This window comes from Parafrankia sp. EAN1pec (genome assembly GCF_000018005.1).
Taxonomy (GTDB): domain Bacteria; phylum Actinomycetota; class Actinomycetes; order Frankiales; family Frankiaceae; genus Parafrankia; species Parafrankia soli.
Window position 1 is genome coordinate 1,377,501 of the sequence record NC_009921.1, and the last position, 24,875, is coordinate 1,402,375.

The 24,875-nt window shown below is 73.4% G+C and carries 23 protein-coding genes; 20 read left to right on the top strand and 3 right to left on the bottom strand.

The annotated features are described in order from the left end of the window. Positions 1-103 precede the first annotated feature (103 nt). The 4 genes from FRANEAN1_RS05690 to FRANEAN1_RS05705 are packed head-to-tail and all read left to right on the top strand — an operon-like array spanning position 104 to position 4,342. Positions 104-460 carry a YraN family protein gene (locus FRANEAN1_RS05690; RefSeq protein WP_020458786.1) on the top strand — a complete coding sequence of 119 codons (357 nt, stop codon included), beginning with the start codon at positions 104-106 and terminating at the stop codon, positions 458-460. Continuing rightward, complete coding sequence (locus tag FRANEAN1_RS05695; RefSeq protein ID WP_020458787.1) at positions 460-2,052, top strand: YifB family Mg chelatase-like AAA ATPase; 1,593 nt, start codon at positions 460-462, stop codon at positions 2,050-2,052. Before FRANEAN1_RS05690 ends, FRANEAN1_RS05695 begins: the two co-directional genes overlap by 1 nt. Beyond that, positions 2,049-3,275, top strand: coding sequence for a DNA-processing protein DprA (gene dprA / locus FRANEAN1_RS05700; RefSeq protein ID WP_020458788.1), 1,227 nt, complete (start codon positions 2,049-2,051; stop codon positions 3,273-3,275). The genes FRANEAN1_RS05695 and dprA overlap by 4 nt, the downstream gene beginning before the upstream one ends. A gap of 32 nt (positions 3,276-3,307) precedes the next feature. Continuing rightward, positions 3,308-4,342 carry a tyrosine recombinase XerC gene (locus tag FRANEAN1_RS05705; RefSeq protein WP_020458789.1) on the top strand — a complete coding sequence of 345 codons (1,035 nt, stop codon included), beginning with the start codon at positions 3,308-3,310 and terminating at the stop codon, positions 4,340-4,342. A 149-nt stretch (positions 4,343-4,491) separates the two neighbouring features. Here FRANEAN1_RS05705 and FRANEAN1_RS05710 read toward each other — a convergent pair whose 3' ends face one another. Continuing rightward, on the bottom strand, positions 4,492-5,301 hold the full coding sequence (locus tag FRANEAN1_RS05710; protein ID WP_020458790.1) for a M23 family metallopeptidase: 810 nt from the start codon (positions 5,299-5,301) through the stop codon (positions 4,492-4,494). Positions 5,302-6,363: 1,062 nt separating this feature from the next. Between FRANEAN1_RS05710 and rpsB the strand changes: the two genes are divergently transcribed. The 16 genes from rpsB to FRANEAN1_RS05790 all read left to right on the top strand — a co-directional run bounded on the left by rpsB (position 6,364) and on the right by FRANEAN1_RS05790 (position 23,555). Then, positions 6,364-7,266, top strand: coding sequence for a 30S ribosomal protein S2 (rpsB, locus tag FRANEAN1_RS05715; RefSeq protein WP_020458791.1), 903 nt, complete (start codon positions 6,364-6,366; stop codon positions 7,264-7,266). A 244-nt stretch (positions 7,267-7,510) separates the two neighbouring features. Next, complete coding sequence (locus tag FRANEAN1_RS05720; protein WP_041253727.1) at positions 7,511-8,125, top strand: translation elongation factor Ts; 615 nt, start codon at positions 7,511-7,513, stop codon at positions 8,123-8,125. Positions 8,126-8,409: 284 nt separating this feature from the next. Then, a complete protein-coding gene (gene pyrH / locus FRANEAN1_RS05725; RefSeq protein WP_020458793.1) occupies positions 8,410-9,207 on the top strand; it encodes a UMP kinase in 798 nt (265 codons plus the stop codon). Then, complete coding sequence (frr, locus tag FRANEAN1_RS05730) at positions 9,204-9,761, top strand: ribosome recycling factor (RefSeq protein ID WP_020458794.1); 558 nt, start codon at positions 9,204-9,206, stop codon at positions 9,759-9,761. Before pyrH ends, frr begins: the two co-directional genes overlap by 4 nt. Positions 9,762-9,872: 111 nt before the next feature. After that, positions 9,873-10,997: a phosphatidate cytidylyltransferase gene (locus tag FRANEAN1_RS05735; RefSeq protein ID WP_041253728.1), complete on the top strand. Its 1,125-nt coding sequence runs from the start codon at positions 9,873-9,875 to the stop codon at positions 10,995-10,997. A 51-nt stretch (positions 10,998-11,048) separates the two neighbouring features. Beyond that, a complete protein-coding gene (gene rlmN, locus FRANEAN1_RS05740) occupies positions 11,049-12,206 on the top strand; it encodes a 23S rRNA (adenine(2503)-C(2))-methyltransferase RlmN (RefSeq protein WP_020458796.1) in 1,158 nt (385 codons plus the stop codon). A 2-nt stretch (positions 12,207-12,208) separates the two neighbouring features. Continuing rightward, the gene (locus FRANEAN1_RS05745) at positions 12,209-13,624 is read left to right on the top strand and encodes a PHB depolymerase family esterase (RefSeq protein WP_020458797.1); all 1,416 of its coding nucleotides are present in this window, start codon (positions 12,209-12,211) and stop codon (positions 13,622-13,624) included. A gap of 345 nt (positions 13,625-13,969) precedes the next feature. Further along, the gene (gene dxr, locus FRANEAN1_RS05750; RefSeq protein ID WP_041255546.1) at positions 13,970-15,220 is read left to right on the top strand and encodes a 1-deoxy-D-xylulose-5-phosphate reductoisomerase; all 1,251 of its coding nucleotides are present in this window, start codon (positions 13,970-13,972) and stop codon (positions 15,218-15,220) included. Beyond that, positions 15,220-16,401, top strand: coding sequence for a site-2 protease family protein (locus FRANEAN1_RS05755; protein WP_020458799.1), 1,182 nt, complete (start codon positions 15,220-15,222; stop codon positions 16,399-16,401). Before dxr ends, FRANEAN1_RS05755 begins: the two co-directional genes overlap by 1 nt. Positions 16,402-16,600: 199 nt before the next feature. Then, complete coding sequence (gene ispG / locus FRANEAN1_RS05760; protein ID WP_020458800.1) at positions 16,601-17,755, top strand: flavodoxin-dependent (E)-4-hydroxy-3-methylbut-2-enyl-diphosphate synthase; 1,155 nt, start codon at positions 16,601-16,603, stop codon at positions 17,753-17,755. Between the two features lie 16 nt (positions 17,756-17,771). Continuing rightward, positions 17,772-18,623 carry a GNAT family N-acetyltransferase gene (locus tag FRANEAN1_RS05765; protein ID WP_020458801.1) on the top strand — a complete coding sequence of 284 codons (852 nt, stop codon included), beginning with the start codon at positions 17,772-17,774 and terminating at the stop codon, positions 18,621-18,623. A 261-nt stretch (positions 18,624-18,884) separates the two neighbouring features. Further along, entirely contained in the window at positions 18,885-19,958 is a 1,074-nt protein-coding gene (locus FRANEAN1_RS05770) for an ABC transporter substrate-binding protein (RefSeq protein ID WP_041253729.1), read from the top strand. 181 nt (positions 19,959-20,139) lie between these two features. Further along, complete coding sequence (locus FRANEAN1_RS05775) at positions 20,140-20,901, top strand: ABC transporter ATP-binding protein (protein ID WP_020458803.1); 762 nt, start codon at positions 20,140-20,142, stop codon at positions 20,899-20,901. Further along, the gene (locus FRANEAN1_RS05780) at positions 20,891-21,994 is read left to right on the top strand and encodes an ABC transporter permease (RefSeq protein ID WP_020458804.1); all 1,104 of its coding nucleotides are present in this window, start codon (positions 20,891-20,893) and stop codon (positions 21,992-21,994) included. The genes FRANEAN1_RS05775 and FRANEAN1_RS05780 overlap by 11 nt, the downstream gene beginning before the upstream one ends. An 80-nt stretch (positions 21,995-22,074) precedes the next feature. Continuing rightward, positions 22,075-22,530: an Rrf2 family transcriptional regulator gene (locus FRANEAN1_RS05785; RefSeq protein WP_020458805.1), complete on the top strand. Its 456-nt coding sequence runs from the start codon at positions 22,075-22,077 to the stop codon at positions 22,528-22,530. Between the two features lie 11 nt (positions 22,531-22,541). Next, entirely contained in the window at positions 22,542-23,555 is a 1,014-nt protein-coding gene (locus tag FRANEAN1_RS05790) for an HAD family hydrolase (RefSeq protein WP_020458806.1), read from the top strand. A 98-nt stretch (positions 23,556-23,653) separates the two neighbouring features. Here FRANEAN1_RS05790 and FRANEAN1_RS05795 read toward each other — a convergent pair whose 3' ends face one another. Both FRANEAN1_RS05795 and FRANEAN1_RS05800 read right to left on the bottom strand, forming a co-directional pair. Then, on the bottom strand, positions 23,654-24,112 hold the full coding sequence (locus FRANEAN1_RS05795; protein ID WP_020458807.1) for a DUF4439 domain-containing protein: 459 nt from the start codon (positions 24,110-24,112) through the stop codon (positions 23,654-23,656). Next, positions 24,109-24,735 carry a hypothetical protein gene (locus FRANEAN1_RS05800; protein WP_157472365.1) on the bottom strand — a complete coding sequence of 209 codons (627 nt, stop codon included), beginning with the start codon at positions 24,733-24,735 and terminating at the stop codon, positions 24,109-24,111. The genes FRANEAN1_RS05795 and FRANEAN1_RS05800 overlap by 4 nt, the downstream gene beginning before the upstream one ends. Between the last annotated feature and the right edge of the window lie 140 nt (positions 24,736-24,875).

Genomic DNA, 24,875 nt, shown 5'->3' on the forward strand with positions numbered 1-24,875 from the left:
AAACCTCGTCCACAGGTCTCCCTTCAGCGGCCACCGGCGGCTCGCGCACGCGGAACCTGATCTCACCGGCGGGCGACCGACCCCCGGTGGGACGGAGCCTCGGATGCGGGTCAGTCAGCGGCTCGGCAGGTTCGGTGAGGACGTCGCCGCGCGCCACCTGAGCGCCGACGGTGCGGAGATCCTTGCCCGGAACTGGCGCTGCCGGGACGGCGAGATCGACATCGTCGCCCGCCACGGCGACACGCTCGTCTTCTGCGAGGTGAAGACGCGCAGCGGCGCGGACTACGGGAGCGGCCCGGACGCCGTGGTCGGCCGCAAGGCGGCGAGAATCCGGCGGCTGGCCGTGCGATGGCTGGCCGAGCACCCGCATCCACCGGCGATCATCCGTTTCGACGTGCTGTCGGTCTACCGGGAGCGGCAGGGGTCCGTCCGGGTGGAGCACCGGCGGGGTGCCTTCTGATGGCGCTTGCGCGGTCGCTGGCCGTCGCGGTCGTCGGTATCGAGGGCCATCTCGTCGAGGTGGAGGCCGACCTGGCCCGCGGCCTGCCCGGGCTGACGCTCATCGGCCTTCCGGACGCGGCACTCCACGAGGCCCGGGACCGGGTGCGGGCCGCTGTCGTCAACTCGCGTGAGCGCTGGCCGGGCCACCGGATCACGGTCGGCCTGTTCCCGGCGACCCTGCCCAAGTCCGGCAGCGGCTTCGACCTGGCCATGGCCGCCGCGATCCTGGGCGCCGCCGGCGTGGTCCCCGCAGCCGCCCTCGGTAGCAGGGTCCTGATCGGTGAGCTCGCGCTTGACGGCCGGCTTCGGCCGGTGCGCGGGGTGCTGCCAGCCGTTCTCGCTGCGGTTGAGGCCGGCCTGGCGAACATCGTCGTGCCCGAACCCAACGCGGGCGAGGCGTCGTTGGTCCCGGGTGCGGTCGTCGAGCCCATGCCCGACCTCGCCAGCGTGCTCGGCCTGCTGCGCGGCCGCCCACGGCTCGGCCTGGCACGGTTCCCCGCGGCATTGGCACCGGCACGGGTGTCGGAGCCCGCATCGGTGTCGGCATCGGCGGCGCCGCCGCCGGAGCGGGAGCCGGAGCCGATCGGGCCTGATCTCGCGGACGTCGCCGGCCAGAGCCGGGGGCGCCTGGCCGTGGAGGTGGCCGCCGCGGGCGGACACCACCTGTTCATGCAGGGGCCGCCCGGCTCGGGCAAGACCATGCTGGCCGAGCGGCTGCCCGGGCTGCTTCCGCCGCTGGACACCGCCGCCGCGCTGGAGGTCACCGCCGTGCACTCGGTGGCGGGCGTTCTTCCCGTCGGCCGCCCGCTGGTCACGCGGCCTCCCTTCCGTAGCCCGCATCACTCCGCCACGCCGGCGGCGCTTGTCGGCTCCGGCTCCGCGGTGATCCGCCCGGGGCTGGCCAGCCAGGCGCACCACGGCGTCCTGTTCCTCGACGAGGCACCGGAGTTCGGCCGAACCAGCCTGGACGTGCTGCGCCAACCGCTCGAGAGCGGTGTCATCGAGGTGGCGCGGGCCCGGGCCACCACCCGGTTCCCCGCCCGCTTCCTGCTCGTGCTGGCCGCGAACCCGTGCCCCTGCTCGCGGGCCCGCGGCCCCCGGGACAACACCTGCGACTGCCCGAGCACGGTGCGCCGGCGCTATCTGGCGAGGCTGTCGGGGCCGCTACTCGACCGGATCGACATCCAGGTGGCGTTGACCGCGCCGAGCCGTGCCGAGCTGCGGGCCGATCGGGGGCTTGGCACCTCCTCGAGCGTCGTCGCCGAGCGCGTCGCTTCGGCCCGGGCCGCGATGCGGCGCCGGCTCGCCGGCACGCCGTGGCGGCGTAACGCCGAGGTGCCCGGCCCGTCACTGCGCCGCCAGTGGCCGCTGCGGCCGGCTGCGACCCGGCTCGCCGACCGTGCCTTCGAGCGGGGCCTGCTCACCGCGCGTGGGCTGGATCGGGTGCTGCGCGTCGCCTGGACGGTGGCGGACCTCAAGGGCGAGGACCGGCCGGGCCCCGACGAGATCGGGCTCGCCCTGGACCTACGCCTTCCCGGGGGATCAGCGTGAGCGCCGGGGCGGGCGAGGTGTCGTCCCCGATTGGTGCTCCTGTGCCCGGCGGCGACGAGCCACGGCGACTTGCGCGGATCGGGCTGAGTCGCATCGCCGGCCCGGATCTCTTCTCGCTTCCCGAACAGCTGCACGGGCTCGGAGATATCGCGCTGTGGGAGCGCCTGAGGCCGCAGCACCCCGGTGTCGACCCGCGCCAGGACATCGAGACCGCCGCGCAGGTCGGCGCGCGTCCCATCTGCCCAGGTGACCCGGAGTGGCCCTCCTGTGTCGACGCCCTCGATGAGGCCCGTGGCGGCGGCCGGGAGGTCGGCGCCCCTCTCGTGCTGTGGGCTCGGGGGGCGGGCCGGCTCGATCACCTCAGCCAGCGGGCCGTGGCCGTCGTCGGCTGCCGCGCGGCCACGGCGTACGGCGTCCACCAGGCGGAGGAGCTCGGGTACGGGCTCGCCGGGCGCGGCTGGACGGTGGTCTCCGGCGCGGCGTTCGGAATCGACGCCGCCGCACACCGCGGCGCCCTCGCTGCCGCGGGGCCGACAATCGCGGTCCTCGCCGGGGGTGTGGACGTGCCCTACCCTGCCGCGCACGCCGACCTGCTCGACGAGATCGCCGCCTCCGGCCTGGTTCTCAGCGAGACCCCACCGGGCAGCCCGCCCTACCGGCGGCGGTTCCTCACCCGAAACCGGGTCATCGCCGCGCTGTGCGCGGGGACGGTGCTCGTTGAGGCCGGGCTCCGCAGCGGCGCGCTGAACACCGTCCGCCATGCCCGGCGGCTCGGCCGCACCGTGATGGTGGTGCCCGGACCGGTGACGAGCGTGATGAGCGCCGGCTGTCATCGCCTCCTACGGGACCATCGCGAGGAGGCGGTGCTGGTCACCAGCGCCGGTGACATCTGCGAGGAGATCGGCCCGATCGGCGAGCTGGAGCCCCGCTCGCCCGGCCCGGCCCGGGCGCGCGACGGTCTCGCGGATCTCGTGCTGGAACTGCTCGACGTGATGCCGGCCCGCTCCACGATCGGCGTCGCCGAGCTGGCCCGCCGCGTCGGCAGGCAGCCTGGGGCGATCCTCGCCCTGCTGGGCCCGCTCGCGGTCGAGGGGCTGGTGGAGGCGACCCACTCCGGGTATCGGCTGACCGCGCTCGGCCGCTCCTCCTCGTCCCCGCCCCGAGGCCAGCCGACCTCGCCCGAGGGCGCGCCGCCGCCGGCGTCCGGCTCCACGCCGCCTTGACGCCTCGCTATTCCGGCGGCCAAGGTCGCGCAATGGGGACGGGTGGCGATCCCGCGGCCACGGCCCGCGGTGGCCGTGGTGACAGCGCTGGTGGCGGCAACGGCGGCCGCGCTGGCGCAGGTCCTGGTGACGGTGATAGAGGCAGTGGCGGCGACGGCTGGGCGGGTGCCGTCGAGGCTTTCGTGCGCCATCTGGTCGCCGAACGGGATCGTTCGCCGGAAACCGTCCGGGCCTATCGCGCCGATCTCGCGGGCCTACGTGCGCACGCCGCCGCGGCCGGCCGTACGGATCTCCTGGACCTGGATCTCGCCGTGCTCCGCGGGTGGCTGGCCGGCATGCGTTCCGCCGGAGCGGCACCAGCCACCATCGCCCGCCGTGCGTCCCTCGCCAGGGTGTTCTCCGCCTTCGCCGCGCGGCGGGGATTCCTCCCCGATGACGTCGGGGCGCGGCTGGCGACCACCCGGGCGCCGCGGCGGATCCCCCAGGTACTCACCGCGGCACAGGCGGACCGGCTGCTGGAGACACGGCCTCGGGGCGATCGTGCGCAGGACCCGCGCGACGTCGCGCTGAACCTGCGCGACGATCTGGTCCTGGAGATCCTCTACGGCAGCGCGGTGCGGGTCTCCGAGCTGTGCCGGCTCGACATCGGTGACGTCGACCACGAGCGGCGCCTCCTGCGCGTGCACGGCAAGGGCGGCCGCCAGCGCAGTGTGCCGTTCAGCGTGCCCGCGGCGGGCGCGCTCGACGTCTGGCTCACCAGGGGCCGGCCCTACCTCGCGACGCGCGTCGAGGCGGCGCTGCTGCTCGGTGCCCGTGGCGGCCGGCTCGACCCGCGTTCCGTGCGCCGGCTCGTCCAGGCGCGCGGCGCCGCCGCGGGGGTTCCCACCGGTCTGACGCCGCACGGCCTGCGCCACGGCGCGGCCACCCACATGGTCGAAGGCGGCGCGGACCTGCGCTCCGTGCAGGAACTGCTGGGCCACGCCAGCCTGTCGACCACGCAGATCTACACCCACGTCACCCCGGAGCGGCTGCGCGCCGCCTTCGACCAGGCCCATCCGCGGGCCTGACGTCCGCGCCACCGACCGATCCCCGTAGCGGACCGAGCCGCATGACGGAGTGCTCCCGTTCGGTGGCGTCCCCGAGTGCCGGGCCGGCCGGCCTGCTGTCAGCGGTCCAGGGGCATCAGTGGTCCAGGGGCATCAGTGGTCCAGGGGCATCAGCCATCCAGCGGCAGCAGCCGTGGCGGGACCCGGTGGAAGAAGGAGAGGGGATCGAGGTACTCGGAGCCGCGCAGCACGCCCCAGTGCAGGCAGGCGGCACCCGGGCAGCCCGGGTGGCCGGCCTCGAGAAGCCCGAGCTGATCGCCACCGCCAACCGGCTGGCCTTCGTGGACGAGGGGGCGTACCGGCTCGTAGGTGGTCCGCAGCGCGCCGTGGACCACCGTCACGACCCACCTGTCGCCGACCCATCCGGCGAACCCGACGACACCCGGCCGCGCTGCCCGGACACCGACACCGGGATCGGAACGAAGATCCACCCCACGGTGGCCCGGGCCGTAGGGATGCGCGGGAGCGCGGAAGATCCCGGCCACCGTGACCGGTTCCGGCAGCGGCCAATGCCACCTCTGGTCGCCGTCCGGCACGGGGGCCTGCGCGGGGGCCTGCGCCGGGGACGAGGTTGGGGCGCCGGGCGTGGGTTCAGTCGGCGCCGCGGCCGTGAGCCCGCCTGGGGAGTCGGTGACCGCCGGAGCTGCGGTGGGCTCGGAGGAGGCCGTTCGGGGGATCGCCACCGTCGTCGCGGGTGTGTCTGCCGGTGACCTTGAGGTCGTGGCGTCCGGGCTCGTCGGTGCGGCAGGGATCGCGGCCGTCACGGGCGGTGCCGGGGTTGCCGGAGCGGTCAGCACGTCCGGTGCGCCCGCGCCGAACGACCCGCGGATCGGTACCCGCCCGGGGCAGCCCAGGGCGATCATCAGCGCGAGAGCGGGGATCACGAGCCAGTGCGGGTCGAAACGCGGCGGGTGGGGCACGGCGGTTCGCCTCCGGATTCGGTAGCCGACCGCGGCGGCCCGACACCGCGGCCATGAGCGACCGCTGACGGCCGACAGTGATCGGCCGGCTGCGATCGGCGTCGGCCGGCGTCGTCGCCGCGGGCGGGGTGGGGGAGCGAGGCTCCGTGGACGGTGTGGGGGCGGCGGCCGGGCCCGGCCGGGGGTGGGCCCGGCCGCCGCCTTGCTGACTCGCGGGGGCTCGGTTTGCCAGCAACACCAGGATGCGTGCATGCGGCGGGAAATGCAGCTAACCAACGGCAAATGTGGATAACCGAAAATGAAAGAGCGAAGACGGTGTCTTCGGGTGTCTCTTGGCGCTTATGGTCGGGTATCGCGGGCCGCCGAGAGCGGGCTCCACCGTGCGGGCCGAGGGGCCGGTCCGGCCTTCCGTGGGCGAGCCGCGGCCGGCCTGTGATCGATGGACCGCACCGCCATGGGCGTCCCGCCCGGACCTTGTTCTGCCGCCCCGGACCGCTCCGGCCCGTGCCCACCCCACCCGTCCCGTCCCGGCCCGGCCCGGGCCTGGTCCGGCCCAGTGCCGCGTGGCATATCCGGCCGTGCCCCACGCTGAGCTGGGCCGGGCGGGGGCCGGCGTCGCTGGTTCGGGGAGTGGGGATTCGGGGAGTGGGGAGTGGTCGCGGCGGCCGGGTATCATCGACACGGAGTCCGTTGGTCGGTGCGTTCCCGGCTTCCTGGACGTCGCGGTGGTCCTGCGGCGCGGTTGTGTCGTGTCGCGGTCTCGCCGTGGTGTCCCTGATGCTGAGGTGTTCTCGGCGCTGTGGTGTTTCGCGGTTTTCTACAGCGTCGTCGGCGCCAGGTGCGTCTCCGGTGGCGGTCGGGTGGCGGTCGTTCGGTCGATCTCCCACCGCTCGCGGGCTCAGTTCGCACGCCCACTCCCGGCACTGACCGGGAGGGCCTCCTCGGTCCGTCGCCTCGCGGCGGCCACGGCCATCCGGGCGTCAGGGGCTCCGGTTTTCCGCCGGGGCCGTCACAACCGAGGCGTCCCGGCCGGCGGGCCGGGCGGGAAGGGAGCGACGGATCATGGCCGTCGTCACCATGAAGCAGCTCCTCGAGAGCGGCGTGCACTTCGGGCACCAGACCAAGCGCTGGAACCCGAAGATGAAGCGCTACATCTTCACGGAGCGCAATGGCATCTACATCATCGACCTCCAGCAGACGCTGTCGTACATCGACCGCGCCTACGACTTCGTCAAGGAGACGGTCGCCCACGGCGGCACCGTCCTCTTCATCGGGACGAAGAAGCAGGCACAGGAGGCGATTGAGGAGCAGGCCCAGCGGGTCGGCATGCCCTTCGTCAAGGAGCGTTGGCTCGGTGGGATGCTGACCAACTTCTCCACGGTCTACAAGCGGCTCCAGCGGCTCAAGGAGCTTGAGGAGATCGAGCTGACCGGCGGCACGGAGGTGCGCACCAAGAAGGAGCAGCTCGTCCTGACCCGGGAGAAGGCGAAGCTCGAGCGCACCCTCGGTGGTATCCGCGACATGGCCCGCGTGCCGAGCGCGGTGTGGGTCGTGGACACGAAGAAGGAGCACATCGCCGTCGGTGAGGCCCGCAAGCTGGGCATCCCGGTCGTGGCGATCCTCGACACCAACTGCGACCCCGACGAGGTCGACTACCCGATCCCGGGCAACGACGACGCGATCCGCAGCGCGGCGCTGCTGACCCGTGTCGTCGCTGACGCGGTGGCCGAGGGTCTGATGTCGCGGGCCGGCGCGTCGAGCAACGCCGAGGCCAAGCCGGAGCAGTCCACCGGCGAGGAGCCGCTCGCCGAGTGGGAGCAGGCCCTGCTGCGTGGGGACGCCGCGGCCGAGGCGCCCGCCGCCCCGGTGGCGGCCGAGGCCGCCGAGCCGACCGAGGCGGTCGCGGCTGTCGAGACGGCCACCGAGGAGCAGCCCCAGCCGGACGCGGTCGGCACCGCGGTCTGACACATCCTGGTCTCACGCGGGTCTCCGGGGGCGTGACCACGTCCCCGGAGACCCCGTTCCAGCCCCGGTAGGGCCGTCCGTGCGACTGTCGGGGCGGGCGACCCCTGGGAGGACGGACGTCGACCGCCGCGGGCGGGCGACGAGCGGCCCCGGGGGCGCCTCTGCGCGGCGGCGTCGCGTGTGTTTCGGCGCCGAGACAGAACGCCCACCATCGCCAGCAATCGGAACTGACGAGAAGAGCACCATGGCAGACATCACAGCCGCCGACATCCGCAAGCTCCGGGAACTGACCGGCGCGGGGATGAGCGACGTCAAGAAGGCGCTCGTCGACCACGACGGTGACTTCGAGAAGGCCAAGTCCTGGCTGCGCGAGAAGGGCCTCGCGCAGGTCGCCAAGCGGGCGGGCCGCAGCACGGCGAACGGGCTGGTCGAGTCGTACCTGCACCGTACCGACCCGCAGCTCCCGCCGACGCTCGGCGTGCTCATCGAGCTGCGTTGCGAGACCGACTTCGTCGCCAAGACCGACGACTTCAAGCAGCTCGCGCGGGACCTCGCCCAGCACATCGCCGCGGCGGACCCGCTGTACGTGACCGCCGAGCAGATCCCGAACGAGGTGCTCGAGCAGGAGCGGAAGATCTACGAGGCGGCCGCCCGCGAAGAGGGCAAGAACGACAAGGCCATCCCGAAGATCGTCGAGGGTCGGGTCAACGGCTACGTCAAGAGCGTCGTCCTGCTGGACCAGCCCTGGGTCAAGGACGGCAAGCTCACGATCCGCGCGCTGCTGGAGCAGGCCGGGTCCGCGCTGGGTGAGAAGATCGAAGTGGGCCGGTTCGCCCGGTTCAACATCAAGCAGGCCTGAGCGCGAGCGCACCGCGCCGGGCGACGTGACACGGCCGGGCACCCGGTGGGGGAGGACCTCCGCGGGCGTCCGGCCGCCAGTCCGTGCGGCCCGGGTGCGGCGCGTGGGCGCGAGCGACGTCCGTGCTCGCCGGCGGGTGACCGCGGCGGTTGAGCCCGCCACGGTTCGCGCTGGTCGACGCGCCACGCGGGGCCACGGGCAGCCGTGCCGGAGTCGTGCGGCAGACTGCTGTCAGCATGAACATCCTTGGCCGCTGATCCCGGCCGCCGGCGAAGGAGCCGCCCGTGACCGATGACGCCGACAGTGCCGTTGGAGGGGTGGATCCCGCCGCCCGCACCGAGCCCGGGCCGCGGTGGACCCGCCTCCTGCTGAAACTCTCCGGCGAGGCCTTCGCCGGTGGTGAGCCGCTCGGGATCGACCCGGTGACGCTGGCGACGATCGCGCGCCAGATCGCCCAGGTGAGCCGCTCGGGCATCGAGGTCGCCATAGTCGTGGGGGCCGGCAACATGTTCCGCGGCCAGGCGCTCGCCGAGCGGGGCATGGACCGCGCCCGCGCCGACTACATGGGCATGCTGGGCACGGTCATCAACTGCCTGGCCCTGCAGGACGTCCTGGAGCGCGAGGGGATCGTCACCCGCGTGCAGACGGCGATCGCCATGGGCCAGGTCGCCGAGCCCTACCTCCCCCTGCGCGCGATCCGGCACCTGGAGAAGGGGCGCGTGGTCATCTTCGGCGCCGGCCTTGGGGCACCGTTCTTCTCGACGGACACCACCGCCGCCCAGCGGGCACTGGAGATCAAGGCGCAGGCGGTACTCAAGGCGACGAAGGTCGACGGGGTCTACGACTCCGATCCGGCGACGAACGCCGGCGCCGTCCGGTTCGACAGCCTCACCTACAGCGAGGTCCTCGCGCGCGGCCTGAAGGTCATGGACGCGACCGCGATCAGCCTGTGCATGGACAACGACCTGCCCATTGTCGTTTTCGACCTCCTGACCGAGGGGAACATCTCCCGCGCCGTCCGGGGTGAGAAGATCGGCACGCTGGTCGGAGTCGAGACGTACGGAACGGAAGGTACGCGGTGATCGACGACACGCTCCTCGAGGCCGAGGAGAAGATGGACAAGGCCGTCTCGGTCGCCAAGGACGACTTCGCCAACATCCGCACGGGGCGGATCACGCCAGCGGTTTTCGGGAAGGTCCTGGTGGACTACTACGGCGCTCCCACGCCAGTGCAGCAGCTCGCCTCGTTCCACATCCCCGAGCCGCGCATGGTCATCATCACCCCGTACGACAAGTCGTCGCTCGGCGCGGTGGAGAAGGCCGTCCGTGACTCCGACCTCGGGGTCAACCCGAGCAACGACGGGACGATCATTCGGTGCGTCTTCCCGGAGCTGTCCGAGCAGCGTCGTCGTGACCTGGTGAAGGTGGCCCGCACCAAGGCCGAGGAGGCCCGGGTCAGCATCCGCAACATCCGCCGGCACGCGAAGGACGCGATCGACCGGATCGTCCGCGACGGCGAGGCCGGCGAGGACGAGGGACGCCGCGGGGAGAAGGACCTCGATGAGGCCACCCACCGTTACGTCAGCCAGGTCGACGAACTGCTTCGCATCAAGGAGTCGGACCTGTTGTCGGTCTGACCCTCGACCAGCGCCCGTCCACGTGCGACGCCGTGCCCATCCGCTGTCCCGGCCCCTGCGCCCGGGTTCCCGTCCCCGTCTCCGTCCCGTCGGCAAGCTGGCGGGCGGCCGGTGGACGGCGGACCTCGCGGCGCCGTGAGCGTCTCGGCCCTGGGGGTTCCTCCCGAGGACGCCTCCGTGACTGACCGCGCGGACACCCCCGACGGGCGGGGGAACGCCGGCGACGTACCGGTGCACCCCCGCCCGGTCGACCTGGCCCCGGCCGACCCCGTTCCGGCCGGTCCGGCACCGGCCAACTCCGCCTCGGGCACAGCGGCAACGCCGGACGCGGCTGCGGCCCCGGAGACAGTCTCGGAGCCGCCGCGCGGCGGCCGGGCCCCGCGGAACGGCCGGCGGGTGATCCGGGCCGGGCGCGACCTGCCCGCGGCGATCGCCGTCGGGGTCGTGCTGGGCGCGGTCATCCTCGTCCCGCTGTTCACGCTGTACCCGATCTGGGTCGCGGTGGTCAGCGCCGCCGTGGCGGTCGGCACCTACGAGGTGGTCCGTGCCCTGCATGTCGCGGGGATGAGCGTGCCGCTCGTCCCGCTGGCCGCCGGGGCGATCGCGATGCCCGTGGCCGCCTACACGTCCGGCACCAACGGGCTCGCGCTCGCGCTCGCGGGCACGACCCTGGCCGCCGTCGCCGTCCGCGCGGTGCGCGACCCGGCCGGCGGCGGGCGCCACGGCGGCGGGCGTCAGGCGCGGCTGCGGGACGCCGCGGCCTGCGCGTTCACCTCCGCGTACGTCGGCTTTCCGGCTGGGTTCGCCACACTGCTCACCTCCGCCCCGGACGGCCACTGGCGCACCATCGCGTTCCTCGGAACCGTCGTGGCCAGCGACATCGGCGGCTACACCGCGGGTGTGCTGTCGGGCGGGCGGCACAAGCTCGCGCCCAGCGTGTCGCCCGGGAAGTCCTGGGAGGGGTTCGCGGGATCGGTGGTGGGCTGCGTCGTCGTCGCCAGCGTGCTGATGGCGTGGCCGCTGGGCGCCGAGATCTGGCAGGGCGCGCTGCTCGGCGCCGCCGTCGCCTGCACGGCGACCGTGGGCGACCTCGGTGAGTCGCTGCTCAAGCGGGACATCGGCATCAAGGACATGGGCAACCTGCTGCCCGGCCACGGCGGCCTCATGGACCGGCTGGACTCGCTGCTGTGTACCGCGCCCGTTGCCTGGCTGCTCATCACCGCGTTCCTCGGCTGACCGATCACCGATTCGTCGCGTGCCCGGGGCTCCTGGCAGACTGGACTGGCCATGACAGCCACGACCGCCGAATCCGGAAACCTCCTGCCACTGGTGTCAGGGCGGTCCAGGCCGCCGCGCCACCTCGCGGACCTCTCCCGGGACGAGCGGCGGGCCGTGGCCACGTCACTGGGCCTGCCGGCGTTCCGTGCCGACCAGCTGGCCCGCCACTACTTCACCCACCACCTGCGTGCCGACGACGCAGACCTGATGACGGACCTGCCCGCCTCGATCCGCCCCGCGCTCGTCGAGGCGATGCTGCCGAGGCTGCTCACGCCGGCCACCGCCCTCGACTGCGACGGTGGCCAGACCCGCAAGACCGTCTGGCGTACCGTCGACGGCGCCAAGATCGAGTCGGTGCTGATGCGCTACCCGCAGCGGGCGACGGTCTGTGTCTCGAGCCAGGCGGGCTGCGGCATGGGATGCCCGTTCTGCGCGACGGGCCAGGGCGGGCTGACCCGCAACCTCTCGACCGCCGAGATTGTCGAACAGGTGGTGGACGCGGCTCGAACGATGGCGGCCCGAACGACGGCCGAGGGTGGCCTGCCCGGTGGTCCCGGCAGGCTGTCGAACGTGGTGTTCATGGGCATGGGGGAGCCGCTGGCGAACTACGCCGCCCTCCTCGCCGCCCTGCACCGCCTCATCGACCCGGCGCCCGACGGGCTGGGCCTCTCCGCCCGCGGGCTCACGGTCAGCACGGTGGGCCTGGTCCCGGCGATCCGTCGCCTCGCCGGTGAGGGGCTGCCGGTGACCCTCGCCGTGTCCCTGCACGCCCCGGATGACGAGCTGCGCGACGAGCTCGTCCCGATCAACACCCGATGGCCGGTGGCCGAGGTGCTCGCCGCCGCGTGGGAGTACGCCCGGGTGACAGGGCGGCGCGTGAGCATCGAGTACGCCCTGATCGACGGCGTCAACGACTCGCCCGAGCGCGCGGACGCGCTGGCCGCCCTGCTGGTCGGCCAGCTCGCGCACGTGAACCTCATCCCGCTCAACCCGACGGGCGGCTCGTCCTGGCAGGCGAGCGCCCCGCGCGGCCAGCGTGTCTTCGTGGAGCGCCTGCGGGCCCGCGGGGTGGCGGCCACCGTCCGGGACACCCGGGGCCGGGAGATCGCCGCGGCCTGCGGGCAACTCGCCGCGGAGCCGCCCGTGCGCTCGAGGGCGGGTCGGTAGTCGTGGCCACCGGGAACTCCGCCGGTCGTCGGCGTAGCCACGGCCGGGCCGGGGCCGGCTCCGCGCGGTTGGGGGCCGCCCGGCAGGGGCTGGCCCGGTCGAGCGCGCTGCGGCACGGGTCGCGTCCGGCGAACACACTGTGGCTGCCGCTCACCGCGGCGGCGGGGGTGCTCCTGCTCCTGGTCTGGTACGCGATGTCGCAGGATCCCGGGGAGGAGACCGGTTCCTCGTCCCCGGTCGCGTCCGCGCTGGGCGGAGCGGGCGGTGCCTCCGGCGGGCCCGCCGCCGTGGCGGCACCGACCGTCCCGCCGCCACCGCGCAGCGGCTGCGAGACCGGCAGCAGCCTGCCGGCGGGCGTCACCACCGAGACCATCCACATCGGCGACGTCGACCGGCAGTTCCTGCTGGCCGTCCCGCAGGGCGGCGGGGCGGGTACCGCACTGCCGCTGGTGCTGAACCTGCACGGTTACGGGCAGCCCGCACAGGAGCTCGAGCAGTACACCCAGATGGCGGACAGCGGCACCCGGGCCGGCTACGCCGTCGCCACCCCGGTCGGGGCGTCGAACCGGTGGAACTTCACCCGCTCGGCCAAGGTGGGCCCGGATGACGTTCTCTTCGTCGGCGCGCTGCTCAACGACCTGACCGGCCGGATGTGCCTAGACCCGAAGCGGGTGTTCGCCAGCGGCTTCTCCGACGGCGCCGACATGGTCCTCGCGCTGGCCTGCGCGCTGCCCGAGCGCTTCGCGGCGGTGGTCACGGTCGCGTCGAGCCGCTTGCCGGATGCCTGCGCCGCGCCACGGGCCAGCCTGCTCGAGCTGCACGGCACCGACGATCGGATCGCGCCGTTCAACGGCGGGGGCCAGGCCCGCACCGCCCCCTACAACGGGCTCGTCGCCCAACCGGTGGAGGCCCGCACCGACAGGTACGCGCGCGCCCTCGGCTGCGGCGGCGAGCACTCGACGGCGCAGGACTTCACCCACGTCGCGCGGACGACCTGGACGACCTGCCCGGCCGGCAAGGACGTCGGCGCCCTGGCGATGCAGGGCGGCGGGCACACCTGGCCGGGCGCGGCACCACGGCCCGAGCTGGGTGGCACGGTGACAAACCTGAGCGCGACCGTCGTGGCGCTGGCCTTCTTCAGCGGCCACCCTGCCGACGGCCGGACGGTGACCGGCAGCGGCAGCTCCGGAGGCGGCGCGCCCGCGACGGGCGGCGCGGCCACGGGCGGCGCCACCGCGCCGACCCAGCCGCCGGCGGGGGCACCCGCGACCACCCCGCCCGCCTCGGCGGCACCCGGTGACCAGCCCGAGCCCACACCGACCGGGGCGAGCGACGATCCCGACCCGGCGCCGTCGGCGCCGCCCGGCCCGTCCACGAGCGCGACGCCGACCGGTGAGGCGCCCGCGGGCGCCGGGTAGTGGCACGGACGGGCACGTCGCTTCTGGTGATGCCTCGTCGGGCGGCGGGCAGGGGCACGGACGGGCACGTCGCTCCTCGTGACGTTCCGCGGGCGCCGGGTAGGGGCACAGACGGGCACGTCGCGCCCGGTGAGGTGTCTGCGGGCGGCGGGCAGGAGAACGAAGATGCTGGTCACGCCCGGTGAGACATTCGCCGCCGGGGGTACGGACAGGGGCGGGCAGGTCACGCCCGGATGCTCCGGGTGTTGACCAGTCGTAGGCGCGGCTACACCCATTGCGCACCTTCGGGCCTCACCTGTCATGAACCGAACAGGCCTCGGTCGAAGCGTCGAAGGGCCTGCGAGAATAGGCAGCGTGGCGGAGGCTTCGGTCCAGCGTGAGGTTGTTCTGCTCGGGTCCACCGGCTCGATCGGGACTCAGGCGATAGATGTCGTACGCCGCAACCCGGACAGGTTCCGGGTGGTGGCGCTGATGGGAGGCGGGTCGCGGGTCGACCTGCTCGCGGCGCAGGCGCTCGACCTGGGGGTCGAGGCGGTCGGTGTGGCCGCGGCCTCGTCGGCGCAGGACCTTCAGCTCGCGTTCTTCGCGGAGGCGTCCAAGCGCGGCTACCGCCGTGGCGAGTTCGCCGTCCCGAAGATCCTCGCGGGGCCGGACGCGGCCGTCGAGATCGCGTCCTGGCCGGCGGACATCGTCCTCAACGGGGTGTCCGGCTCGGTCGGGCTCGCGCCGACGCTGGCGGCTCTCAAGGCCGGCGCGACGGTGGGGCTGGCGAACAAGGAGTCGCTGGTCGCGGGTGGTCCGCTGGTGCTCGACGCGCTCGGCGGCAACCCGGACCGGCTCGTCCCAGTGGATTCCGAGCACTCGGCGCTCGCGCAGTGCCTGCGCGGGGGTCGGCGTGAGGAAGTCCACAAGCTGGTGCTGACCGCCAGCGGCGGGCCCTTCCGTGGCCGGAGCAGGGACGACCTGGCCGGGGTCACCCGGGAGCAGGCACTGGCCCATCCGACCTGGGCGATGGGGCCGCTGGTCACGATCAACTCGGCGACGCTGATGAACAAGGGCCTCGAGCTGATCGAGGCCCACCTGTTCTTCGGTGTGCCGTATGACGACATCGAGGTCGTCGTCCACCCGCAGTCGCTGGTCCACTCGATGGTCGAGTTCAACGACGGGTCGACCATCGCCCAGGTGTCGCCGCCGGACATGCGGCTCCCGATCGCGCTGGCCCTGGGCTGGCCGGACCGGGTGCCGCTGGCCCAGCCGCCGATGGACTGGACGCGCGCCCAGTCGCTGACCTTCGAGCCCCTGGACACCGTCGCGTTCCCCGCGGTGGACCTCGCCCGGACGGCGGGCCGCCTCGGCGGGACCGCGCCGGCCGTGTTCAACGCGGCGAACGAGGAGGCCGTCGCGGCCTTCCTCGCCGGGCAGTTGCCGTTCGTCCGTATCGTCGACCTGGTGGCCGAGGTGGTGCAGGCACACGAGGTGATCGCCCGTCCGACGCTGGACGAGGTGTTCGCCGTCGAACGTGAGGCCCGCGCCGCCGCGAACCGCCTGATCGAGAAGGCCGGCGGGCATCCCGTGGCGGCCGGAGGACATGGTTGATGGCAACTCTGGGCATCGTCGCCTTCGTCCTCGCCCTGTTCGTCTCGGTCGTCCTGCACGAGGCGGGGCACTTCGTCACCGCCCGCTACTTCGGGATGAAGGCGTCCCGTTTCTTCGTCGGCTTCGGCCCCACCCTGTGGTCGAAGCAGCGCGGGGAGACCGAGTACGGCATCAAGGCCATCCCCGCTGGCGGGTTCGTCAAGATCGAGGGAATGACCTCCCTCGAGGAGATCGACCCGGCGGACGAGCCCCGTGCCTTCTACAAGGCGCGGGCGCACGCCCGGCTGGTGGTGATGTCGGCGGGCTCGTTCGTGCACTTCGTCATCGCGATCGTGCTCATCTACGGGGTGCTGGTCACCATCGGCACCACCCAGACGAGCCAGACGAAGATCGGGCGCATGAGCTGCGTGGCGACGACGGCCGACTGCACGGGCCCGGGGCCGGCGGCGGCAGCCGGGCTGCGGGTCGGCGACCGGGTGGTGAGCTTCGACGGTGTGGCCGTCACCACCTGGGACGGGTTCACCCAGCTCGTGCGCAATCACGGGCCGGGCCCGGCGGTGCTCGTGGTCTCCCGTGACGGCGCGGACGTGACGCTGCGGCCCGACCTGGTCGAGGTGCTGCGCGACCGCAGGACCGGCCTCGCGGGCACGGACCGGGTGGGCGCACTGGGGGTCAGGCCCGGTCAGGAGACCATCGACTACGGCCCGCTCTCGGCGGTTCCCGAGACCTTCCAGGTCATCGGCTCCGGGTTCACCGGGATGTACGACACGTTCGCGCACCGGATCGGTGACATCGGCCGCATCTTCGGTGACAACCGGGACGAGAGCGGCTTCATCAGCGTGGTCGGCGCCGCCCGGATCGGCGGCGAGGTGGCCGCCGCGGACCAGGGCTGGACCGACCGGATCCGCGGTTTCCTGATCCTCGTCGCCGCGATCAACCTCGCCATCGGGATCTTCAACCTGCTGCCGCTGCTCCCGCTCGACGGCGGGCACATCGCGGTGCTCGGTTTCGAGCAGGCCCGACACGGCCTGCGTCGGCTGCGTGGCTATCGAGGCCCGGTGCAGCCGGTGGACTTCGCCAAGCTGTTACCAGCCACGTACGCCACGGTCGTCGTTCTTGTCGGGTTCAGTCTGATCATTCTGTCCGCCGACATCGTCAACCCCATCCGCATCAATCAGTAGCTGCCGTGTACCCGCGGTGGCGCGCGGTGGTGGTCTGCGGACGTCCCGGTCGCCGGTAGCTCCGGTGCGGGCGTCGCGTCTGGCCGTCGTGAGTGCGCCGCCCCGCACGACGCCGACTGACCCGGACGATCCCGTCCGTGACGGGCCTGGCCGGGTCGCCATCTGACGATCAAGCATCCGACACGCCAGTGAGGACATCGTGACCGTAACTCTGGGCATGCCCGCCGCTCCGCCTCGTCCGGTCGGAACGCGGCGGCTCAGCCGGCAGATCCACGTGGGCAACGTCCCGGTCGGAGGTGACGCCCCGGTCTCCATCCAGTCGATGTGCACCACGCTGACCTCGGACGTCAACGCGACCCTTCAGCAGATCGCCCAGCTCACCGCCGCCGGATGTCAGATCGTGCGGGTGGCGGTGCCCAGCCAGGACGACGCCGACGCGCTGCCGACGATCGCCCGCAAGTCGCCGATCCCGATCATCGCCGACATCCACTTCCAGCCGAAGTACGTCTTCGCCGCGATCGACGCCGGGTGCGCCGCCGTCCGGGTGAACCCGGGCAACATCAAGCAGTTCGACGACAAGGTCGGCGAGATCGCCCGCGCCGCCAAGGCGGCCGGCACCCCGATTCGGATCGGGGTCAACGCCGGGTCACTCGACAAGCGCCTGCTGGAGAAGTACGGGAAGGCCACTCCGGAGGCGCTGGTCGAGTCGGCGCTGTGGGAGGCCTCGCTGTTCGAGGAGCACGACTTCCGGGACATCAAGATCTCGGTGAAGCACAACGACCCCGTGATCATGATTCAGGCCTACCGGCTGCTGGCCCAGGCCTGTGACTACCCGCTGCACCTCGGCGTCACCGAGGCGGGCCCGGCGTTCCAGGGCACGGTGAAGTCCGCGGTGGCCTTCGGCGCGCTGCTGTCCGAGGGCATCGGCGACACGATCCGGGTCTCGCTGTCGGCGCCGCCCATCGAGGAGATCAAGGTCGCCTCGGCGATCCTGGAGTCGCTCGGGCTGCGCGAGCGCAAGCTGGAGATCGTCTCCTGCCCGTCCTGCGGCCGCGCCCAGGTGGACGTCTACACCCTGGCCAACGAGGTCAGCGCCGGCCTGGAGGGCATGGAGGTGCCGCTGCGGGTGGCCGTCATGGGCTGCGTCGTCAACGGCCCCGGTGAGGCCCGCGAAGCCGACCTCGGCGTTGCCTCCGGCAACGGCAAGGGTCAGATCTTCGTGCGCGGAAAGGTCATCAAGACGGTGCCCGAGGCGCAGATCGTGGAGACTCTCATCGAGGAGGCCATGCGGCTGGCCGAGCAGATGGAGGCCGACGGCGCGGCCTCCGGCTCGCCGTCGGTGTCCGTGGCCTAGTACCTGGAAGGGCTGGATGGGTCTGCCGCTTCGCTCCGCTCCGACCCGGCTGCTCGACGATCGGGATCTTCCCGCGGTCACCGAACTGCTGGGCCGCAACCCGGTAGCCGATGTCTTCGTCGCGTCGCGGGTGGCGGCGTGTGGTCTGGATCCCTGGCGCCTGGGGGCCGAGGTGTGGGGCCACACGGTCGACGGAACCCTGACCGCCGTGTGTTATTCCGGCGCGAACCTGTGGCCGGTGGCGGCGGGCCCGGCCTCGGCGAAGCTGTTCGCCGAGCGGGCCCGCCGGCAGGGCCGCCGCTGCTCGTCGATCGTGGGTGTCGGCTCGGCCGTCACCGCCATGTGGCGGCACCTGGAGCCGGTGTGGGGCCCGGCCCGGGAGATCCGCGCCGACCAGCCGTTACTCGCGATCCAGGCCCCGCCGCTCATCGCGCCGGACCCGGCGGTCCGCCAGGTCCGGCCGGACGAGCTGGACGTGCTGCTCCCAGCCTGCATCGCCATGTTCACCGAGGAGATCGGCGTCTCCCCGGTCGGCGCGGACGGCGGCGCGCTCTACCGTTCGCGGGTCGCCGAGTTCGTCGGCCAGCGCCGCTCGTTCGCCCACATCGAGGACGGCCGGGTGCTGTTCAAGGCCGAGATCGGCGCGGTAGCCGGCGACGTCTGCCAGATCCAGGGCGTCTGGGTCGATCCGGCCCTGCGTGGCCGTGGCCTCGGCGCCGCCGGGACGGCCAGCGTCGTGGCACTCGCCCAGGCGGCGTTCGCGCCGGTGGTCAGCCTGTACGTGAACGACTTCAACCACCCCGCCCGGCGCGCCTACGAGCGCGTGGGGTTCGAGCAGGTGGGCACCTTCGCCTCGATCCTGTTCTGACCAGAGCGCGCTGATGGCCGACGTGCACTGAGCGGCCACGTTCCGCGCATCTTTCCGCCCGGTTTCGTCCGGCGCCCGCCAGCTGCGAGCGCCCTACGCGACCGGGCGTTCACGCGTGGTGGGAAGTCGTGCCATCCGTGTGAATTCCGATGACGGGAAGACCCCTGGTCTGGCATCCTTGCTTTCCCGATGTGTCCAATCGACTTGATGCGCTCGATCGACTTTGTGCAAGGCGCCGTGCGTGTGGGAAAGGGAAACGTGATGAGGCCCAAGAGGCTGTGGCAGCGGTTCGTGCCACTGGTTGCTGCCGGTGCGTTGGCGCTGGCGGTGACCGCCTGCTCGGGCGACGACGGGGGAACGGAGTCCGTGTCGGCGTCCGGGGAGGTGACCGGGACCCTGCGGCTGGGGTACTTCCCGAACCTCACGCACGCCCCGGCGCTCGTCGGCGTGGGGCAGGGCATCTTCGCCAAGGAGCTGGGTTCCGGCGTGAAGCTGGAGCCGTCGACCTTCAACTCGGGCACCACGGAGGCGGAGGCGATCCTCTCCGGCGCGCTCGATGCCGGCTTCATCGGCCCGAACCCCGCGGTGAACACGTTCATCAAGTCCAAGGGTGAGGCCATCCGGATCGTTTCCGGCGTCACCTCCGGCGGGGCGGCCCTGGTCGTGAAGCCCGAGATCACCTCGGTCGAGCAGCTGCGTGGCAAGACGCTGGCGACCCCGAGCCTGGGCAACACCCAGGACGTCGCGCTGCGGTTCTACCTGAAGAAGAACGGCCTGGCGACCGACACCAAGGGCGGCGGTGACGTCTCGATCCGCCCGCAGGAGAACTCGGTAACGGTCGACGCCTTCAAGTCCGGCGCCATCGACGGAGCCTGGGTGCCTGAGCCGGTCGCCTCCCGACTGGTCGCAGAGGGCGGCAAGGTGCTCGTCAACGAGGCCGACGAGTGGCCTGACACCGACGGGAAGTTCGTGACCACCCTCCTGGTCGTCCGCACGGAGTACCTGGAGAAGAACCCCGAGATCGTCCGCCGGCTCATCGCCGCCAACATCACGGCGATCGACCAGCTCAACGCCGACCCGGCCGCCGGGCAGACCGCCGCGAACGAGGCGCTGGACAAGCTCACCGGCAAGCCGCTCGCCGACGGCGTCGTCGCCTCGGCCTGGAAGACGCTGACCTTCACCCCGGACCCGATCGCCAAGTCCCTGTTCATCTCGGCGGCCCACCAGGAGGAGCTCGGGCTCATCGAGGACCCCAAGCTCGACGGCATCTTCGACCTGAAGATCCTCAACGAGCTGCTCGCCGACGCCGGTGACCCCGCGGTCTCGGACAAGTAGGCAACTGAACAACTGAACGACTGATCGACCGCGGCTCGGCGGGCGCCACGCGTCCACCGGGCCGCGATCCGGGTTCTGCCCCAGCCCGGCGATGCCGCGACCGAGGCGGCGCGGCCGGTGCCACACCGGCCGCGCCGCCCGTTCCGCGCCCAGATCACGACATACCCGAGGGGAGCAAGCTGTGACCGTGCTCGTGACGGACACGGCGCTGCGGATCGACGGCGTCAGCCGGGTCTTCGGTGCCGGGGCCGGTCAGGTCCACGCCCTCGACGGCATCCACCTGGATGTCCGTCCGGGCGAGTTCGTCTGTCTGCTGGGGGCGTCGGGCTGCGGCAAATCGACCCTGCTCAGCCTGGTCGCCGGGCTCGACCGGCCGACCGTGGGCACCGTCGACACCGGCGGCCGCCGGGTCGGGATGATGTTCCAGGACTCGGCGCTGCTGCCCTGGCTCACGGCCGGCGGCAACGTCGAGGTGCCGCTGAAGCTGCGCCGGGTGCCGAAGGCGACGCGCCGGGCCCGGGTCGACGAGCTGCTCGGCATGGTCCGCCTGGCCGGCCAGGGCGACCGCCGCCCGCACGAGCTTTCCGGCGGCATGCGCCAGCGGGTCAGCCTCGCCCGGGCGTTCGCCCAGGAGGCGGACATCCTCTGCATGGACGAGCCGTTCGGCGCCCTCGACGCGATGACCCGCGACCTGCTCCACGACGAGCTGGAACGGATCTGGCGCGAGACCGGGATCACCGTCCTGTTCGTCACCCACGACGTCCGGGAGGCTGTGCGTCTCGGTGACCGGATCGTCCTGCTCTCCTCCCGGCCCGGTCGGGTCGCGGAGATCTTCGACGTTCCCATCGACCGTCCCCGCCGCATCGACGAACCCCAGGTATCCGAGCTCGCCTCCGTCGTGACGGCGCGGCTGCGGCAGGAGGTCGCCCGCCATGGCCACTGACACCGACACGGTCTCCGGCCTCTCCCTCGAGGCCAGCACCGAGGCCGACGGCCGGGGCACCGGTCCGGTCCCGGGCGCCCGCCCCGTGGCCGCCGGCCCCGCCGCCCCGGCACAGCGGACGTCCGACGAGGCGCTCGCCGGCCTGGACGCCCTCGACCTCCCCGTCTCGTCCGGGCGGCCGACCGCGGGCCGGATCTGGTCGGTGACCTGGCCGAAGATCGCCGCGCTCGCGCTGTTCCTGCTCGTCTGGCAGATCGTCGTCTGGTCGGGGTGGAAGCCCACCTACGTGCTGCCCGGCCCCGGCGACACGCTGCCGGAGTTCTTCGACCAGCTCGGCACCGCCGAGTTCTGGGACGCGTTCGGCCGCACGCTGACCCGCGCCGGCGAGGGCTACGCGGTGGCGGTCGTGCTCGGCGGCGTCGTCGGCCTGGTGGTCGCCCGGTTCGGCCTGCTACGCGCGGCGGTGGGGTCGTTCATCACCGCGTTGCAGACCATGCCGTCGGTGGTCTGGGTCCCGCTCGCGATCCTGCTGTTCAAGCTCAACGAGTCCGCGATCATGTTCGTCGTGGTCCTGGGCGCCGCCCCGTCCGTGGCGAACGGCGTCATCTACGGCGTCGACTACGTCCCGCCGCTGCTCGTGCGGGTCGGGCGCAGCATGGGGGCGCGCGGGTTCTCGCTGTACCGCCACGTCGTGGCGCCGGCGGCGTTCCCCTCGGTGCTCGCCGGGCTCAAGCAGGGCTGGGCGTTCGCCTGGCGCAGCCTGATGGCCGGCGAGCTGATCGTCATCGTGCCCGGGCACCCCTCGATCGGCGCCGACCTGCAGAACGCCCGGGACCTGTCGGACACCGTCGGCGTGATGGTGTCGATGCTGACGATCTTCGTGATCGGGGTCGCCGTCGACGCGGTCTTCAACGCGTTCGACCTGCGGATGCGCCGGCGGCGCGGCCTGCTCGCCGAGGGCTCCGACGCCGTGCGGGCCGCCCGCCGGCCCGGGCGGGGCCCAGCCACCGCCAACGCCGGCGGGCCGGTGCACACCGACGGCCCGGCGGGGAGCTCGGCCGACGGTCCGGCCGGCGGCGACTCGAGCAGCTGACGGGCACCCGGACCTCGGCCGGCGGCATCTCGGACAGACCAGAGGGAGCCCTGCCGACGTTCGGGCGGCAAGATGGGGACATGCAGATCTCCGCCCGGGCCGACTACGCACTGCGGGCCCTGCTCACGCTCGCCGCGTCGGACGGCAGCCTCGTGAAGGGGGAGACGCTCGCCTCGGCCCAGGATCTTCCCCTGCGCTTCCTCGAGAACATCCTCACCGACCTGCGCCGCAGCGGCCTCGTGCAGAGCCGCCGCGGCGCCGACGGCGGCTACCAGCTGTGCCGCCCAGCCGAGGAGATCACGATCGCGACCGTGATCCGGGCGACCGACGGCCCGCTCGCCAGCGTGCGCGGCCGCCCTCCGGAGAACGCCCAGTACGAGGGCGCGGCCAAGCACCTGCAGGACGTCTGGATCGCCGTCCGGGTCAACCTGCGCCGGGTGCTCGAGTCGGTGACCCTCGCGGACGTCGCCAGCGGGAAGCTGCCCGACATCGTCCGTGACCTGAGGGACGAGCCCGACGCCTGGGTCACCCGATAGCGCGGGCGCCGGTGGGCTTCTCCTGGTTCGCCCCGGACGCGGTGCCGGCCGTCGACGGGACACCCCTCCCGGACGACCGCAAGCCGCTCGCGGCCGTGGTGTTCGACTGGGGCGGGACGCTCACCCTCTTCCACGACGTCGACCTGCTCGACCTGTGGCGGATGACCGCGCTGGAGATCTCGTCCGCACACGCCGACGAGATCACCGCGATCCTGGCTGGCCTGGAGACGACCTGGTGGCATGCCCGGGACGGCAGCGACGGCCTGGCCGGCAACGGCGCGGCGGGCGGTATGACCGGGTCGGTCACCGAACTGCTTGCGGCCGCCTCCGCGGCCCTCGGCGTGGACGTGGCCGCGGCCGTGCTGCGCGCGGTCAGCCGGCGCGACCTCGCAGCCTGGACCCCGCACACGGTGTGCGATCCCGAGGCACTGCTGCTCGTGCACCTCGTGCGTGCCCGCGGCCTGCTCGTCGGCCTGCTCACCAACACCCGCTGGCCACGGGCCTGGCACGAGCGCCTACTCGAACGCGACGGCCTGCTCGACCTCTTCCACGCCAGGATCTACACGAGCGACCTCCCTTTCGACAAGCCACACCCGATCGCCTTCCAGGCGGTGCTGGCCGCACTGGGCGTCACCGACCCGTCCCGGGTGCTCTTCGTCGGCGACCGGCTGCGGACGGACATCCGCGGCGCGCGGGCGGCCGGCATGCGGGCTGTGCTGGTCGCGGACGGTGGCTTCGCGGACGGCGGATTGGCGGACGGCGCCGCGGCGGGCCTCGGCGGTGGTCCCGGCGGCGTGGTCCTCGATCCGCGTGATCCCCTTGGGCTGGCGGTGGCGGGCCGCGATCTCGCAGGGCGGGCCGACCTGGGCCGAGACCCCGCCGCGCGGGATCTGCCCGGTGCGGACGGGGCCGGGGCGTCCGCGTCGATGCTCGCGGATGCGGTGATCGGCCGCCTCGGCCACCTGCTCGAGGTCCTCGACCTGCTCGGCGCCCCCGGGCCTGGGTCACCCGCCCCACGTCGCTGAACGGCCTCTCCGGATGCGCCCGGCGGGAGAGCCGCCGAGCGTGTTGTCCGGGCCGGGTTGTGTGCTGCTCGTGTGACTCGCTTCGGGGCGGGCGCGGGTCAGCTTCCGGGAAGCGCGGGGACCGCGGAGCCCGGTGGGGTTCCCGCGGCGAGGCGGGCGCGTTGGCCGCGGAGGGTCATCGCCACCAGGGCGTCGACGGCGAGTTCGCGGTCGGCGCCGGTGAGGACGCCGACCGCGTCGTGGGCGGCCACGGCCGAGCGGTCCTCGACCCTGGCGAGCAGGTCCAGTGACCCGGCGACGCCGGCCGGCTCGACCGGCAGCCGGTAGGCGGCGAGCGCGGCCGGCGGCGCCGCCCCGCGGGCCCGCAGCGCGGCGACCAGCGAGTCGCGCAGCGTCCGATGATCATCGTGTGCCACCCGGGCGAGCTCGCGGGCCGGTCCCGCGGCGGCCCCGAGCGGGGCGAGGACCCCGCCCGCGGTCGCCGTCGCGTAGACCGCCGCGTGCGCGGCCGCGAGCATCGAGGACAGGGCGACGACCGCGGGGTCTTCGGCGGTCATCCGGCCGCCCCCGGTGCGCCCAGTGCCGCGACGAGTTCGGCGTGCGCGGACTCGGCCGCGCACAGGCTCGCCAGCAGCGGCGCCAGGCCGGCACCGGCGGCGAGGCAGCCAGTGCGGTGCGCCGCTGCGGTCGTCCGCTCAAGCTCGGCCAGCGTGCTCAGTGTGGTGGCCCGGGTCTCCGGAGTGTCCGATCCGGCCGGCGGGGGAGTGGCCGCGGCCGGGGAGGAACGCAGGCCCGCCCTGGCCGGCGTGCTCGCCCCGGCCGCGGCGCCCGTCGTGGCCGGCGTGCCCGTCGTGCCCGCCGCGGTCGCGGCCTCGGGCAGGCCCCGGGCGACCAGCTCGCGGGCGTGTTCGGCGTGCTGGGCGCGGATCGCCCGCAGCGTCTCCGCGAGGCCCGGGTGCTGGTCGATCGCGCCGTCGTAGGCCTCGATCAGCGCGGTCTCCCGGGTGTGTGCCGCTCCCGCGGCGGTGACGTCGGCGGGGGTGACCCGGCTGGCGGGGGCGCCGCCGGTCGAGGTGGTGCAGCCGGACATCCCGGCGAGGAGCAGCCAGCCCGTCCCGGCCAGTGGCAGCGCGGCCAGAAAGGCCCGGCGGGACGGACCGGGACCGGCGGCGGTGGGCACGGCTGGCAGCTTCGCACATCGGCGTGCCGCCGTCGGCGCGCCGGTGGCACCGGTCGGCAGGCGAGCCGGACCGGGCCCCAATTGGAGTGCTCCGCCGGCGGACGTAGGCTAAGGGATCTCGACCGTGTGACGCTCGACGC

What these genes read in the sequence shown, in the direction of transcription:
- FRANEAN1_RS05690 (WP_020458786.1), top strand. Translation starts at nt 104, where the DNA reads ATGCGGGTCAGTCAGCGGCTCGGCAGGTTCGGTGAGGACGTCGCCGCG.
- FRANEAN1_RS05695 (WP_020458787.1), top strand. Translation starts at nt 460, where the DNA reads ATGGCGCTTGCGCGGTCGCTGGCCGTCGCGGTCGTCGGTATCGAGGGC.
- FRANEAN1_RS05705 (WP_020458789.1), top strand. Translation starts at nt 3,308, where the DNA reads ATGGGGACGGGTGGCGATCCCGCGGCCACGGCCCGCGGTGGCCGTGGT.
- rpsB (WP_020458791.1), top strand. Translation starts at nt 6,364, where the DNA reads ATGGCCGTCGTCACCATGAAGCAGCTCCTCGAGAGCGGCGTGCACTTC.
- FRANEAN1_RS05720 (WP_041253727.1), top strand. Translation starts at nt 7,511, where the DNA reads ATGGCAGACATCACAGCCGCCGACATCCGCAAGCTCCGGGAACTGACC.
- rlmN (WP_020458796.1), top strand. Translation starts at nt 11,049, where the DNA reads ATGACAGCCACGACCGCCGAATCCGGAAACCTCCTGCCACTGGTGTCA.
- FRANEAN1_RS05755 (WP_020458799.1), top strand. Translation starts at nt 15,220, where the DNA reads ATGGCAACTCTGGGCATCGTCGCCTTCGTCCTCGCCCTGTTCGTCTCG.
- FRANEAN1_RS05765 (WP_020458801.1), top strand. Translation starts at nt 17,772, where the DNA reads ATGGGTCTGCCGCTTCGCTCCGCTCCGACCCGGCTGCTCGACGATCGG.
- FRANEAN1_RS05770 (WP_041253729.1), top strand. Translation starts at nt 18,885, where the DNA reads ATGAGGCCCAAGAGGCTGTGGCAGCGGTTCGTGCCACTGGTTGCTGCC.
- FRANEAN1_RS05780 (WP_020458804.1), top strand. Translation starts at nt 20,891, where the DNA reads ATGGCCACTGACACCGACACGGTCTCCGGCCTCTCCCTCGAGGCCAGC.
- FRANEAN1_RS05785 (WP_020458805.1), top strand. Translation starts at nt 22,075, where the DNA reads ATGCAGATCTCCGCCCGGGCCGACTACGCACTGCGGGCCCTGCTCACG.
- FRANEAN1_RS05795 (WP_020458807.1), bottom strand. Translation starts at nt 24,112, where the DNA reads ATGACCGCCGAAGACCCCGCGGTCGTCGCCCTGTCCTCGATGCTCGCG.